Origin of the sequence: Bacteroides sp. MSK.20.82 (genome assembly GCF_019052485.1) — a bacterium.
In the GTDB taxonomy this organism is placed as follows: domain Bacteria; phylum Bacteroidota; class Bacteroidia; order Bacteroidales; family Bacteroidaceae; genus Bacteroides; species Bacteroides thetaiotaomicron.
This window is the reverse complement of the sequence record NZ_JAHQUN010000018.1, coordinates 63,681-78,958: the sequence shown is the minus strand read 5'-3', so window position 1 is coordinate 78,958 and position 15,278 is coordinate 63,681. Positions and strand designations below refer to the sequence as shown.

14 protein-coding genes are annotated in these 15,278 nt (G+C 45.0%); 2 read left to right on the top strand and 12 right to left on the bottom strand.

Annotation, left to right across the window (positions count from 1 at the left end):
• Nucleotides 1–130: 130 nt before the first annotated feature.
• From KTR07_RS15680 to KTR07_RS15640, 9 genes are all read right to left on the bottom strand, one after another.
• Entirely contained in the window at nt 131–1,342 is a 1,212-nt protein-coding gene (locus KTR07_RS15680) for a cysteine desulfurase (protein WP_008767609.1), read from the bottom strand.
• A gap of 12 nt (nt 1,343–1,354) precedes the next feature.
• The gene (gene sufD / locus KTR07_RS15675) at nt 1,355–2,698 is read right to left on the bottom strand and encodes a Fe-S cluster assembly protein SufD (protein WP_008767608.1); all 1,344 of its coding nucleotides are present in this window, start codon (nt 2,696–2,698) and stop codon (nt 1,355–1,357) included.
• A gap of 2 nt (nt 2,699–2,700) precedes the next feature.
• Entirely contained in the window at nt 2,701–3,453 is a 753-nt protein-coding gene (sufC, locus tag KTR07_RS15670; RefSeq protein ID WP_008763669.1) for a Fe-S cluster assembly ATPase SufC, read from the bottom strand.
• A gap of 15 nt (nt 3,454–3,468) precedes the next feature.
• Nucleotides 3,469–4,923, bottom strand: a complete 1,455-nt coding sequence (sufB, locus tag KTR07_RS15665) for a Fe-S cluster assembly protein SufB (RefSeq protein WP_008767607.1) — start codon at nt 4,921–4,923, stop codon at nt 3,469–3,471.
• Nucleotides 4,901–5,431 carry a CvpA family protein gene (locus KTR07_RS15660; RefSeq protein ID WP_008767606.1) on the bottom strand — a complete coding sequence of 177 codons (531 nt, stop codon included), beginning with the start codon at nt 5,429–5,431 and terminating at the stop codon, nt 4,901–4,903. The genes sufB and KTR07_RS15660 overlap by 23 nt, the downstream gene beginning before the upstream one ends.
• Before the next feature lie 79 nt (nt 5,432–5,510).
• A complete protein-coding gene (gene infB / locus KTR07_RS15655; RefSeq protein WP_008767605.1) occupies nt 5,511–8,633 on the bottom strand; it encodes a translation initiation factor IF-2 in 3,123 nt (1,040 codons plus the stop codon).
• 52 nt (nt 8,634–8,685) lie between these two features.
• Complete coding sequence (nusA, locus tag KTR07_RS15650) at nt 8,686–10,005, bottom strand: transcription termination factor NusA (protein ID WP_008763665.1); 1,320 nt, start codon at nt 10,003–10,005, stop codon at nt 8,686–8,688.
• A 2-nt stretch (nt 10,006–10,007) separates the two neighbouring features.
• Nucleotides 10,008–10,475 carry a ribosome assembly cofactor RimP gene (gene rimP, locus KTR07_RS15645; protein ID WP_008767604.1) on the bottom strand — a complete coding sequence of 156 codons (468 nt, stop codon included), beginning with the start codon at nt 10,473–10,475 and terminating at the stop codon, nt 10,008–10,010.
• A 154-nt stretch (nt 10,476–10,629) separates the two neighbouring features.
• A complete protein-coding gene (locus KTR07_RS15640; protein ID WP_008767603.1) occupies nt 10,630–11,871 on the bottom strand; it encodes a toll/interleukin-1 receptor domain-containing protein in 1,242 nt (413 codons plus the stop codon).
• A 156-nt stretch (nt 11,872–12,027) separates the two neighbouring features.
• Here KTR07_RS15640 and KTR07_RS15635 point away from each other — a divergent pair, with 156 nt between their 5' ends.
• Nucleotides 12,028–12,423 (top strand): hypothetical protein, encoded by a 396-nt coding sequence (locus KTR07_RS15635; protein WP_217315457.1) that lies wholly within the window; start codon nt 12,028–12,030, stop codon nt 12,421–12,423.
• A gap of 39 nt (nt 12,424–12,462) precedes the next feature.
• Here the strand turns inward: KTR07_RS15635 and KTR07_RS15630 are convergent, their stop codons facing one another.
• Nucleotides 12,463–13,161 carry a SprT family zinc-dependent metalloprotease gene (locus KTR07_RS15630; RefSeq protein WP_008767602.1) on the bottom strand — a complete coding sequence of 233 codons (699 nt, stop codon included), beginning with the start codon at nt 13,159–13,161 and terminating at the stop codon, nt 12,463–12,465.
• Nucleotides 13,162–13,296: 135 nt separating this feature from the next.
• Between KTR07_RS15630 and KTR07_RS15625 the strand changes: the two genes are divergently transcribed.
• Nucleotides 13,297–14,082, top strand: a complete 786-nt coding sequence (locus KTR07_RS15625; RefSeq protein WP_008767601.1) for a head GIN domain-containing protein — start codon at nt 13,297–13,299, stop codon at nt 14,080–14,082.
• Between the two features lie 175 nt (nt 14,083–14,257).
• Here the strand turns inward: KTR07_RS15625 and KTR07_RS15620 are convergent, their stop codons facing one another.
• Nucleotides 14,258–14,734 carry a hypothetical protein gene (locus tag KTR07_RS15620; protein ID WP_008767600.1) on the bottom strand — a complete coding sequence of 159 codons (477 nt, stop codon included), beginning with the start codon at nt 14,732–14,734 and terminating at the stop codon, nt 14,258–14,260.
• Nucleotides 14,724–15,233, bottom strand: coding sequence for an RNA polymerase sigma factor (locus tag KTR07_RS15615; protein WP_008763658.1), 510 nt, complete (start codon nt 15,231–15,233; stop codon nt 14,724–14,726). The genes KTR07_RS15620 and KTR07_RS15615 overlap by 11 nt, the downstream gene beginning before the upstream one ends.
• Nucleotides 15,234–15,278 lie beyond the last annotated feature (45 nt).

The following is a 15,278-nucleotide window of genomic DNA, read 5'->3' as shown; positions in this document are numbered from 1 at the left end:
ATATACCTAAAATGATTTTTATTCTTTCTTATTAGACGCAGGAAACTTCAAATCACTGCACTTCAAAGAGATTTTTTTAGTTAAAGAATAAAAAAAATCGCTATTCTTGCAGGAATAGCGATTAATATCTTTAGAACATCTGGCTGACGCGTTCGATCCCAGCCACTAATGCGTCCACTTCCGATCGTGTATTGTACATGGCAAATGATGCACGTACCGTACCTTCGATTCCGAGCCGCTGCATCAACGGTTGCGCACAATGGTGCCCCGTGCGGACAGCGATACCTAAACGGTCTAACAATGTTCCCAAATCGAAATGGTGAATATCTCCCACCAGAAATGAAATCACCGCTCCCCGATCTGCCGCCTCACCGAAAATACGCATATTGGGTATTTCCTTCAATCGCTTCAGCGCATACGTCGTCAGCTCGTGTTCATGAGCGGCGATTGGATCGAGTCCGATACCATTAACATAGTCAAGGGCTTTTGCCAGTCCGGTAGTACCGATGTAGTCCGGCGTACCGGCTTCAAACTTGAAAGGCAGTTCGTTGAAGGTAGTCTTTTCAAAAGAGACGTGCTGAATCATTTCTCCTCCTCCTTGATAAGGGGGCATACGATCCAGCCATTCTTCCTTTCCATAAAGCACACCGACGCCTGTCGGCCCATAAACCTTATGTGCGGAGAACACCAGAAAATCGGCATCCAAGTCTTGCACATCCACCTTCATATGGGGGATAGACTGTGCAGCATCCACTAGAAAAGGTACTCCATGCGCATGAGCCGTCGCAATCATTTCCTTGACAGGATTTACGGTTCCCAATACGTTCGACACCTGAACTACACTGACTATCTTTGTACGCTCGGTGAATAACTTTTCATATTCATCCAGCAACAGTTCGCCCTTGTCATTCATCGGAATGACCTTGATGGCAATTCCTTTGCGGGCAGCCAGAAGTTGCCAGGGAACGATATTACTGTGATGCTCCATCACTGAAAGGATCACCTCATCGCCTTCCTGCATAAACTCATCTCCAAAGCTGGAAACAAGCAAATTGATACTTTCCGTCGTACCCCGTGTAAAGACGACCTCATTCGTGCTGCCGGCATTGATAAACTGCCGTACCGTTTCGCGGGAAGCTTCATGCAGTTCCGTTGCCTGCTGGGAAAGGTAATGTACTCCGCGATGCACATTCGCATTCACAGAGTAATACTCATCTACCAGCGCATCCACCACCAGACGAGGTTTCTGAGTCGTCGCACCGTTATCGAAATAAACCAATGGTTTACCATACACCGTACGGCTCAATATCGGAAAGTCTTCACGTATCTTTTGAATATCCATTTTACTTATTCATCATTTACATATTGCACATCCCTGGCACTTGTTCAATTCGCCACGGAAGCGTTTTTCTACCAACAGGTGCAGACGGTCTTTCAATGCATCCAGACGAATCGTATCGATGACTTCATTGACGAATGCAAACATCAGAAGCAAGCGTGCTTCTTTCTCCGCTATTCCGCGTGCACGCATATAGAACAAAGCATTCTCGTCCAACTGGCCCACAGTTGCTCCGTGAGAGCATTTCACATCGTCCGCATAGATTTCAAGCTGCGGCTGCGTGTACATACGCGCATCGCGTGTGGCACAAAGGTTGCGGTTGGTCTGTTGAGAATTTGTATGCTGGGCATCAGGACGTACCAATACCAGTCCGGCAAAAGCACCGGTCGACTGGTCATCAAGCACGTACTTGAATAATTCATTACTGGTACAATTCGGTACTGCATGATCAATGGAGGTATTATTATCCACATGCTGGTTTTTATCAGCGATTGCCATACCGCAAAGATTAATCTCAGCCCCTTCGCCGGCTAGCAGAACTTCTGTTGTATTACGGGTAGTTCCGTTGTGCAGCGTCATGCCATTCAGCAAAACATTGCTGTTTGCTTCCTGCTTCACGTACAGGTTACTGATACGAACCGTACTTGTATGTGTTTCTTCAAGCTCATACATATCGAATACCGCATTCTCTCCGGCAAATACTTCGATCACCTGTGTTGCAAGGAAGTTCACATTATCCATCGCATGATCACAGATCAACAGGCGTGCCTGCGCTCCATCTTCCAGGATGATCAGCACGCGACGGTTCACCATGAAGTTGACATCTGCACGAAGGATATTCACCAGTTGGATAGGCTTCTCTACGATTACGTTCTTCGGAACATAGAAGATGACTCCATCCTGTGCAAAAGCTGTATTAAAAGCTGTTATGCCATCCTTGGAGGTATCAGCCAGCTTACCGTAGTACTTCTTCACCAGTTCGGGATGTTCCGCAGCGACTTCTTTGAGGCTGCCGAAGATGACGCCTTCCGGCAAATGAGTTTTAGGAAGCGCTTTATTATAAAATGCGTCGTTTACCACAAAATACAAGGCTGTGCTCATATTCGGGACATCGCACTTAAACACTTCGTACGGATTGACCGGAATCTGAAGACGGTTAAGGTTCAGGCCGTAATCAGGCTCGAAATACTTACTTATATCCGTGTATTTATACTTCTCCATCTTACGGGTCGGGAATCCGAGACGCTCAAAATCAGCAAAAGCAGCCGCACGGGGTGCATTCAGCACTTCCGCACTATGCTTGCAGATCATGGCTTCCGTCTGAGAGAAGAGATCTATGTATTGTTGTTCTACATTCATCGTTATTCTCCTACTTCTTTCTTAATCCAATCGTATCCCTTTTCTTCCAGTTCCAAGGCTAGTTCCGGCCCGGCAGTTTTCACAATACGACCTTTATAGAGTACGTGCACTATATCCGGTTTGATATAATCGAGCAGACGCTGATAGTGAGTGATGACGATCGTACTTGTTTCGGGAGTCTTGAGCTTATTCACGCCTTCCGCTACAATACGAAGGGCATCAATATCCAGACCGGAGTCTGTCTCGTCAAGAATGCTCAGACGCGGCTCCAGCATTGCCATCTGGAAGATCTCGTTACGCTTCTTCTCACCACCGGAGAAACCTTCATTCACCGAACGATTGGCAAGTTTATTGTCCAGTTCGACTACGGCACGCTTCTCACGCATCAGTTTCAGAAATTCGCTGGCAGTCAACGCAGGCAGACCTTTATACTTGCGCTGTTCATTGACAGCCGCCCTCATGAAGTTCACCATGCTTACTCCGGGGATTTCTACCGGATACTGGAAACTAAGGAAAATACCTTCATGACTACGGTCTTCCGGACTCAACTCCAGCAGATTCTTGCCATAGAAAGTGACCGAACCTTTTGTCACCTCAAAAGCAGGATTTCCCACCAGAACAGAAGAAAGCGTACTCTTTCCGGAACCGTTCGGCCCCATTATCGCATGTACTTCGCCCGGTTTCACCGTCAGGTTAATACCTTTCAATATCTCTTTGCCATTAATGCTGGCATGCAGGTCTTTTATCTCTAACATAAGCTTATTTATTTTTTATCCCACGCTTCCTTCCAACGAAATAGTAAGCAACTTCTGTGCTTCCACTGCAAACTCCATCGGAAGTTTATTTAATACTTCTTTCGCATATCCGTTAACAATCAGCCCGATAGCATCCTCCGTCGGGATACCCCGCTGATTGCAATAGAATATCTGATCTTCGCTGATCTTGCTGGTAGTCGCCTCATGCTCCACCACAGCCGTCTCATTATGGATATCCATATACGGGAAAGTATGCGCACCACATTTGTCGCCCAGCAGCAAAGAGTCACACTGGCTGTAATTTCGTGCATTATCGGCTTTTTCAGCTACACGTACCAGTCCGCGATAAGAGTTCTCGCTATGTCCGGCAGAGATACCTTTGCTGACAATCGTGCTGCGGGTATTCTTTCCCAGATGAATCATTTTTGTTCCGGTATCTGCCTGCTGATAATTATTTGTCACAGCTACAGAATAAAACTCAGCCGTCGAATTATCGCCTGTCAATATGCAGGAAGGGTACTTCCACGTGATAGCCGAACCGGTTTCCACCTGTGTCCAGGACAGTTTGCTGTCCACCCCTTTGCAGTTGCCGCGTTTCGTCACAAAGTTGTAGACTCCACCTTTACCTTCGGCATCACCCGGATACCAGTTCTGAACCGTACTGTATTTCACTTCTGCACGATCATGTACCACAATCTCCACGATAGCCGCATGCAACTGATTTTCATCACGCATCGGTGCGGTACATCCCTCCAGATAAGATACATACGAATCGTCGTCCGCCACAATCAGCGTACGTTCAAACTGTCCCGTATTACGGGCATTGATACGGAAATAGGTAGAAAGCTCCATCGGGCAGCGTACTCCCTTCGGTATGTAAACGAAAGAACCGTCAGAGAACACGGCCGAGTTCAAAGCAGCAAAGAAGTTATCCCGATAGCCTACTACCGAGCCCATATACTTCTTCACAAGGTCCGGATGTTCCCGTACCGCTTCACTAAAAGAGCAGAATATAATGCCTTTCTCCATCAGTGTCTCTTTGAAAGTAGTCTTTACAGATACCGAGTCCATCACTGCATCCACAGCCATTCCGCTCAATGCCATCTGTTCTTCCAAAGGAATCCCCAGTTTATTGAATGTCTTTATCAGTTCCGGATCTACTTCATCCATACTCTTCGGTCCTTCTTTCTTCTTCGTCGGATCGGCATAGTACGAAATTGCCTGATAATCAATCTCCGGAATACGGAGATGTGCCCAAGTCGGCATTTCCAGCGTCAGCCAATGGCGATACGCTTTCAGTCGGAACTCCAGCAGCCATTCGGGTTCATCTTTTTTCGATGAAATCAGACGAACTACATCTTCGTTGAGTCCACGCTCAATAACATCGGTGTGTACTTCCGTGGTGAAGCCATATTTATACTTCTCCTGCGTCAGTTCCTTTACATATTTATTGGGTTCTTCTTGTTGCATCTTTATTATCTAATATATATTGTTGCGTTATATTCTTAGCAGCAGGGAAAAAGATTCCCGCAAACGTTTCCATAGGATAATATAACAATGATTCGCTCTTTTTTGTTGCACTAATTAACTTATTATCGCTATCGATAAACTCTATCACACAGATCACAAGGCTCGTTAACAACAGAAATTTGAGTGCTCCCAATCCACTTCCCAGCCAACGGTTCAGCCACCCCAGTGAAATAGCTTCCATCGCTTTCGTCAGCAAGGACGCCACTAACGTGAATATCAGCGGAACAGCGATCCAGATGACAATAAAAGCCAATACCTGTGCAACCGTCATCGAGTCTGTCACAGCCGGACAAAGCTTCTCCGCCAACGTTGCATACAAAGCCTTTGCTGCCAGCAAACCGACGACCAATCCCAGAATAGAAGCCAGCTGACGGATAAAGCCTTTCATAAAGCCCGCCACCACACCGGCACCTATTATAATAAGGATAATTATATCAATCGTTGTCATTATCTCTTTTTAAAAGAAAAAGGAGGCACGGAGTTGTAAATCCACTCTGTGCCTCCGTATATTCTCGATTCAGTACAATTTATAACGTCTGTTTCACTTCTATTTCTTCGAATGTCTCGATCATATCGCCTACCTTCATGTCGTTGCAGTTCACCAGACTGATACCGCACTCGAAGTTTGTACCTACTTCCTTCACGTCGTCCTTGAAGCGTTTCAGTGCATTGATGTTTCCGGTGAAGATAACGATACCATCGCGGATCAGACGAGCCTTGTCGCTTCGTTTCACCTTTCCGGTCTTCACTACCGCACCAGCCACAAGTCCCACTTTCGTGATATTGAACACTTCGCGGATTTCGATCGTAGCCGTAATCTGTTCTTTCAGTTCCGGAGCTAACATACCTTCCATAGCGGCCTTCACCTCCTCGATTGCATCGTAGATGACGGAGTACTTACGGATATCGACACCTTCCTGTTCCGCCATCTTAGCGGCAGCACCCGAAGGACGTACCTGGAATCCGACGATAATCGCATCCGAAGCAGCAGCCAGTGATACATCCGATTCGGAGATAGCACCCACGCCTTTATGGATCACATTTACCTGGATCTGTTCAGTAGACAACTTGATCAACGAGTCGCTCAATGCTTCTACAGAACCGTCCACGTCACCTTTGACGATGATGTTCAATTCCTGGAAGTTACCCAAAGCAATACGACGGCCAAGTTCGTCCAAAGTCAGGATCTTCTGTGTACGCAAGCCTTGTTCACGAGCCAGCTGTTCACGTTTATTCGTGATTTCACGGGCTTCCTGATCACTTTCAACTACATGGAACGTATCACCTGCAGCAGGAGCACCGTTCAGTCCCAGAATCAATGCCGGTTCGGCTGGTCCCGCTTCTTTCACGCGCTGATTACGTTCGTTGAACATGGCTTTCACACGTCCGTAGCTGGTTCCTGCCAATACAATATCTCCTACTTTCAAAGTACCATTCGATACCAGCACCGTAGCTACATAACCACGTCCCTTATCCAATGAAGATTCAATGATGGACCCTGTCGCATTACGGTTCGGATTTGCCTTCAAATCAAGCATTTCAGCTTCCAGCAATACTTTTTCCATCAAATCTTCCACACCCATACCTTTCTTGGCAGAGATATCTTGTGACTGGTATTTACCACCCCATTCTTCCACGAGATAGTTCATTGCAGCCAGTTCTTCTTTAATCTTGTCCGGATTAGCAGTCGGCTTATCTACCTTATTGATTGCAAATACAATAGGTACACCTGCTGCCATCGCATGATTGATCGCTTCCTTCGTCTGCGGCATCACGTTATCATCGGCTGCCACAATAATGATCGCGATATCCGTTACTTTCGCACCACGGGCACGCATAGCGGTAAACGCCTCATGACCCGGAGTATCCAGGAACGTAATACGGCGTCCGTCTTCCAACTGTACGTTGTAAGCACCGATGTGCTGTGTAATACCTCCGGCTTCACCGGCAATTACATTCGCCTTACGGATGTAGTCAAGCAAGGATGTCTTACCGTGGTCAACGTGTCCCATCACCGTTACAATTGGAGCACGTGGCTGCAAATCTTCCGGAGCATCTTCTTCTTCCACGATAGCCTGTGCCACTTCCGCACTTACATATTCGGTCTTGAAACCAAACTCTTCGGCTACCAGATTGATTGTTTCCGCATCCAGACGCTGGTTGATGGAAACCATCATACCAATACTCATACAAGTTGCAATAACCTGATTGACTGATACGTCCATCATCGTTGCCAACTCGTTAGCCGTTACGAACTCAGTCAGCTTCAGTACCTTGCTTTCTGCCATTTCCTGATCTTCCAGTTCCTGCATACGGTTGGAAGCCATTTCACGTTTTTCCTTGCGGTACTTAGAAGTCTTGTTCTTACCCTTGGTTGTCAGACGTGCCAAAGTTTCTTTTACCTGCTTTGCTACATCTTCTTCGCTAACCTCCTGCTTGATAACCGGCTTCTTGAAGCGATCCTTATTATTATTCTTCTTGTTGTTGTTATTATTATTGCCCTGTCCCTGGCCTTGACCCTGAGGACGGGGATGGTTGCCACCACCTTTACCGGTCTGAGTATTGGGTCTCGGAGCAGCAAAGTTGGAAGTTGCCACATTGTTGACATCCACCTTCTCTTTGTTGATACGATTCCGTTTCTTTCTGGCAGCATCGGCATTATTATCTTTTACGCCCGGTTTTGCCTGTTTACTGTCCTCTTTACGGATTTCCTTGATGATAGCTTCCTTCATCAGTTTCTTCTGATCCTGACGAACTTTTTCTTTTTCTTCGCGTTCACGGCGTTTTTCTTCCTTCGATTTCTTCTTAGGACGGGTAGACTGATTCAATGCAGCCAGGTCAATCTGACCGATGACATTGATCTTCGCACCCAGTTCCGGTTGACGGATTTTAAACACCTCATTTTCTTTCGACGCATTTTCTTCAGTCGGAGTTGTCACTGTTGCAGTTACTTCTGCCGTTCTTTCTACTTTACGTTCTTCTGCCTTCACAGGTGCAGTTTCTACCACCTTCGGCTCTTCTTTCTTTACTTCTTCCACTACTACTTTCTCAACTTCTACCGGTTTTGTCTCCACTGCAAGTTTCGGCGCTACTACTGGCTGTTCTACCGGTGCAGGTTTCGGTGCAATTACTTCCACCTTTTCCACTTTCGGCTCTTCCTTTTTCACTTCGGATTCAACCACTGGTTTCTCAACGACTGTTTTTTCAGCAACGGGTTGCTCTACCACAGGTTGTTCTACTACAGGTTCTACTTTCTTTTCCGGCGCTTTTTCTACTTTATCTGTTCTCCGACCGCTGAATTTATCCAAATCTATTTTTCCGACAGGTTTAAACTTAGGACGTGCATCCTCCGGTACGACTGTCTTAATCACATCTTCCGACTTCGGTTTCTCCTGCTGCTTCTCGAAGCCCTCGATAGATACCGATGCCTTATTACGTTCCTTATTCTGACGTTCCTGGATGAAACGCTCCGATTCAAGTCTAAGGTTCTTGTCTGTACTAAACTCTTTAACGAGCACAGCGTACTGCTCCTCACTAATTTTGGTATTAGGATTAGCCTCAACGGTATACCCTTTCTTTTGCAGGAACTCAACTACCGTCGCGATTCCTACATTCAAATCTCTTGTAACTTTGTTTAACCTTATCGTCATATTTAAAATTTAATGAATAAATGGAGCGAAGAAAATTCAATCGTAATGCATATTACTCTTGTGTTGGTTCAGCTTCAGGTTCCGCCTCTGTCTCAGGCTCCATCTCTGCTGCCGGTTCTTCTTCAAACTCCGATTTCAAAATACGTATTACCTCGTCCACTGTCTCTTCTTCCAGGTCCGTCTTTTCAATCAACATCTCGCGAGGCGCATTCAACACAGCCTTCGCAGTATCGATACCGATAGCCTTGATTGCATCGATCACCCATCCGTCGATTTCATCTCTGAACTCGTCGAGATAGATATCCTCGTCAGCCACATTCTCATCCAATTCACGGAACACGTCGATAGTGTACTCAGTCAACATACTGGCCAGCTTGATATTCAAACCGCCTTTACCAATAGCAAGCGATACCTCTTCCGGTTTAAGGAATACCTCAGCCTTTTTCTCTTCCTCATTCAGACGGATAGAAGAAATCTTAGCCGGGCTCAAAGCACGCTGGATAAACAATGAAATGTTCGATGTGTAATTGATTACGTCGATATTTTCATTGCGTAATTCACGAACAATCCCATGAATACGACTCCCTTTTACACCTACGCAGGCGCCTACGGGATCGATTCTGTCATCATAAGATTCCACTGCGATCTTGGCACGTTCGCCAGGGATACGGGCAATCTTTTTAATGGTAATCAAACCATCATTGATTTCAGGTACTTCCATTTCGAACAGACGTTGCAGGAAAACGGGAGAAGTACGTGACAAAATAATCTTCGGATTATTGTTCTTGTTGTCTACGCGGGCAACCACTGCACGGGCTGTTTCACCTTTACGATAAAAGTCGCTCGGGATCTGTTCAGTCTTAGGCAACAGCAGTTCGTTTCCTTCATCGTCCAGAAGCAACATTTCCTTTTTCCAGATCTGGTATACTTCCGCGTTGATGATTGTACCTACTTTATCAATATATTTATTATAAATACTGTCCTTTTCAAGTTCCAGAATCTTTGAAGCCAGTGTCTGACGGAGATTCAGGATAGCACGACGTCCGAACTTGGCAAAGATCACCTCATCAGTCACTTCTTCGCCTTCTTCGTATGAAGCATCGATTTTCTGTGCTTCCGTCAGCGAAATCTGCATATTGGGGTTTGTCAAATCTTCATCGGCCACAACTTCACGGTTACGCCATATCTCGAAGTCACCCTTGTCCGGGTTCACGATCACGTCGTAATTCTCATCGGTGCCAAACATTTTCGCGATTACGCTACGGAACGACTCTTCAAGTACGCTAACCATCGTCGTTCTATCGATATTCTTCAGTTCCTTAAATTCCGAAAATGTATCAATCAAGCTGATTGTTTCTTCTTTTTTGGCCATAACTATTTAAAGCTAATTAAGTATTTAGTATATTTTATTTGCTCATAAGTGAAGGTTTCGTCCTCTTCGATCAACTTCGGACGCTTGGAACCTTCGAGTTTTACCTTCTTCTGTACGCCTACTGTAAACTTCTCTTCATCGGCATCTTTCAGGATACCTGCCAGTTTACGTCCGTCTCTGGTCACTACTTCCACCTCTTGTCCGATGTGGATGTAATACTGTTGCAGCACTTTAAAGGGTTGTCCGATACCGGCAGAGCCCACTTCCAGTTCATAATCTTCCTCTTCACGGTTCAGTTTCGACTCGATAAAGCGGCTAAGCTCTACGCAGTCTTCAATCCAAACTCCTTCTGCGTGGTCTATTTCGACCACGATCTTGTCATCCGGGCTCACGGTCACCTCTACCAGAAAGTAGTCTTTTCCTTCCAGCCACTCTTCAACAATCTGACAAACAGTTTTCTTTTCTATCATTTATTAACTATATAAGAACAAAAAAAGGAGCTTAATCGCCCCTCCACCTTTCATCCATTTCGGTTGCAAAGATATAAATAATCTATTCGACTACAAAACATTAAAGAAAAAAAGTATGAATTAATAGTCGTATATCAGGCACAAACACCAATATCTAATCATCAACCCAGGAATTCAGATAGTTTTGAGAATCCTTACAGCCTTGAGCTGCGGCTTTTTGGAACCACTTTTTAGCCTTGGCTTTATCTACTGCCACTCCCTGACCGTAAAACAACATGGTAGCAACCGTAAACTGAGCGGATTCCACCCCTCTCTCTGCCGCACGACAAAAATATGGGAACGATTTCGCAATGTCTTTTCTCACTCCATGTCCGTTATAATAAATTGAGCCCAAATTATTCAGCGCCAACGGATAGTCACTCTTTACCGCCTCTTCATAATATTCACGCGCGACATCGTAATCTATTTCCACCCCTTTGCCAAAATGGTACATCATTCCTAAATTATAAGCAGCGGCAGCTTCTCCCATACTTGCAGCTTTCAGGAAACACTCCTGGGCATCTTCAAATTTTCCTTCATCCAGGAAGATAATTCCCAAATCATTGATCTGCCCGGAAGTTATATTTTTAGCTTTCATCAGATATTGCTTTTCAGCCGTAGCCATATCCACAGAAATAATAACTGTCGAAGAATTGGAAAAAGATCCGCTATATTCACATTTCACTTTTTTCCCGTACTCACAGCTATAAACTTCCAGCTGATAGAAATCCTCACTGACAGAATAGTTACCAGTTTCATAAGCATCCAGTTTTCCTTTTCTCTCACCATTCAGGAATATTTCGGCAGCATGATCAGAAGTTACTTTCACTCTCCGCTTAACGAACAGCTGATTGAGCAGTTTTCCGAATAACCCCTGCGCACCGGCATTACTACCGTCTGCAGAAGCGACATTCGAAGCCGGTTGAAAGCCGGGAGGTGAAATTGTATCCACAGCCGGATGTTGCAACAGATCAAGTATGACCGCAGCCAGCTCACTAAACTTCTCTTCCGGATTAGGATAAGCATTCAGCCAGTGTTTATCATTCAGCATCAGTTTCATAGACCCTTTCAGATCAGTAGGATCTATGCGGAAAGGTATAATAGGCTTATTGCTGCTAAAGCCAATATTCAGTTCACTACGCACCCAGCGGGATATTTGAGACGTTTCAGAAAAGACAATCAGGAACACTTTACAGGTCACAATAGCTTCTTCAATAATATCACCATACTCCGCTCCGGGTCTTATGTCACGCGGAGCCATCCAACACTTGATCCTGTTACTTTCTAATGCATGACATATTGCCTGTGCCGTCTGTATATTGGCACTTGAATAGCTAATAAACACTTCATGATCCATAATCTTTATTGTATATATTCAACTTAGGTTTACACACTCCACGACACCGATACAATCCTGAATTCAGACGGATGTTGGTTGCTAAGATAATGAAATTCTTAGTAATACAAAAAATAATTGTATCTTTACACCGCAATAATTAAAAATACAACGGCTATGGCACATCATCTCAACACCAACAAACAGTTTATGGTCAGCAATGGCATTCTGGCTTTTGCCGTCATTTTTGTCGTAGTTATTTTCATTTATATGAGCTTACGCCTGCAACGGGAAAACCAGGCAGAACGACATTATATTGAAACTTATACGATCAGCCTGGTAAAAGGATTTGCCGGAGATTCCATTTCGCTGTTCGTCAATGACAGCCTTATCGCCAATCAAGTCATGCAGGAAGAAGCCTTTACGGTAGAGGTCGGTCGGTTTGCAGAACAAAGCGCACTGATGATTGTAGACAATAAAACGGAAATAGCATCCGTTTTCGATCTCAGCGAGAAGGGAGGAACTTATCAGTTTGAAAAAGAAACGGACGGAATCAAACAGCTTGCTAAATAAGAGTCTGCTTAATATCAGGAGTTCCTTATCCCAAGCATCTTATATCTCTGTGCGATACTTCTTCAATTCTTTACGCAAAGCAAGGGCCTTGCCATCTGTGAACCGGTTCAGCAAGTCCCAGAAACGCTCACCGTGATTCATCTCACGAGTATGGCACAACTCGTGCAGAAGCACATAGTCGATCAGGTGGGAGGGCAACAGGACAAGATAATAGGACAGATTTATATTTTTTCTCGCCGAGCAACTCCCCCAGCGTCCCTGGCTGGAGTTTATCTTCACGCTGGCATAAGACAATCCACATTGCGCCGAAAGATGCTCCAAACGAGGAGGAAGAATACTTTTCGCATTCCGCCTCAAAGATTCTTCAATCACTTTACGCAACCAGTTCTGTAAATTTTCATCAGTAAAATCCGCTTGAGGCGGACAAACGATCTGCATGACACCCAATCGCGAATTAGCCAAAAACTGCTCCTTTTCACCTAAGATGAGAGATAGTTTGAAATGCTCGGCATCAATCTTATAGTCCAAGTCAATCAACGGACGGGCAACCTTCTGACGGGAAAGCAGCAACTTACTACGAAGATTCTCAATAGCACGCTTCACCTCTTTCGTCGTGGTGCCGGGAGGTACAGAAACGTAGACCGCATCGCTTTTGGTACGGAACACCAAACTGCGGGCACGTGGATTGACACGTACTATCAAACTTCCCAATTCATCATCTTCTATCACTGTATCCATTTTCTCCTCCTTAACCGATGCTGCAAAAATAATAAAAAAAGAAGCCGGTGGCGAAAAAAGTGATATTCAATGCAACTTTATAGTAACTCGCAACGTCTAATCCATATAAACTCATATTAAAATCAACTATCAATTATGAAAAGAAACACATTGACTGCATGGCTGCTCGGAATAATTCTGATATTCTCCGCCACCTCCTGTTTTAATGGCCCTATTGTGAAAGGCAGTAAAAACTACATCACCAAAAAAGAGAATCTGGAACATTTCAATGACATCAGCATGTCCGGAAGTGCCAACATCATCTACCAGCAAGACTCCTCCTCCCGCATCGAGATTTACGGTTCGGACAATATCGTAGAACTCCTGGAAACAAAAGTAAACGGAAAAACATTGAATATAAAATTTAAAAAGAATGTCAATATCATCGACAAGGGCAAACTAGAGATCAAAGTTTTCTCACCGGACCTGAACGGACTGACACTCAACGGATCGGGTGGCATTCTCTTTGCGAACGGCATTCACACCGAGGGAGATCTTAAAGTAACGATTAACGGTTCGGGCAATTTAGGAGGAAGCACATTCGATACCGGACATCTGGCCATCTCAATTCATGGTTCGGGTGATGTCAGACTCAAACAAATCGACAGCAAAACCTGCTCTGCAAGCATTTCCGGATCGGGCAACATCACCCTTGACGGCATGACAGGCGCAGCAAAGTACAACATATCAGGTTCCGGCAATATCAAAGCTGCCGACCTGGAAGCTACGGACGTATATGCAGGTATCTCGGGTTCGGGTAACATCAGCTGCTTCGTCAACGGCAAACTAGGCGGGCACGTCAGCGGAAGCGGCAACGTCGCTTACAAAGGAAATCCTCAGGCTATTGATTTCCCTCACAAGAAGCTCCGCAAACTAGACTAAATCCATAAACATCCCAAAAACATAAAAGGGCTACTGCATCTCGCGGTAGCCCATTTATTTAGTTAGTTTCATTATAAAAAATTTGAGAGAATTGAAAACTTCACAGTTTCGCTTTCTATGTTGTTTTAATTAAAGCACACTAACTATATTATATGTTTAAAGCAAATGAAAATGTCTATTCTTTCATAACCTGCACCTTGTTGATCTTCGCAAGGCTGTCAGCCAATGCCTGATCTGCTTTCAGCTCATTTGACAGAGCTACCGACGGTGCGGTCAGCTGTTTACCAATGGTATCCGTTGCCAATACTCTTCCATCATCTCCGGAAAAAGAATGTTGCGCTACATTTCCTAATGAAAGGATGATTGCAATCACAGCAGCGGCCTTGAACAGGGGGATGAATCTTCCTGTCAGTGTCAGACGCTTTGCCTTCACTACCGGAGTTTCCACCTGTGCCAGAATACGTGCGTCAAAGTCTTCGCCCAGTCCTACCTCCTGCTGAACCTGCTGATAAACAAACAAGTTTTTATAGCGGAGCAAATGAGCGGGTACTTCCTCCTTTGTGAAGAAGTCGCGCAACACAGATTCCTCCTCCACGGAAGTTTCGCATTGCCAATATCGCTCCAGGAGCTGTTCTATATCCTTATAATCCATATTCGTCAATTTCTAAATACCTTTGTTTTACCTTTTGTCTGGCTCTGAAAAGGTTCACTTTCACTTGTTCCTCTGTCAGATTCAGAAGGGTTGCAATTTTCTTATAGCTTTCACCTTCAATGTCCCTCAGTTGCATGATAAGCCGCTGTTTTTCGGGAAGTTCGTTCACCAGTCTATTGATAATGTTCATTTTCTCATCATGAACCAACTGGTCATACGGACTGTTTGCATCAGGTTCTTCCTCCATTTCGGGGGTGATTTCCACATTCTGAGCTTCTTTCTTCTGGCTCCGGTCTATAGCCAGATTCTTTGCCACTATCAGGCAATAGGCTTCAACCGATTCAAATTGCGACCACTCATCACGCTTGTTCCACACCCTTATCATGGTGTCCTGAACGACATCCTCGGCTTCTGCCCTATCCAGGGTTATTCTGAGCGCCAGTCGAAAGAGTTTATCCTTCAACGGCAAAATATCGTTTCGGAAGCTGATCTCTTGCATCTCTATAATAATGACGGGCTGGGATACGAAAAGTTACAGACGCCC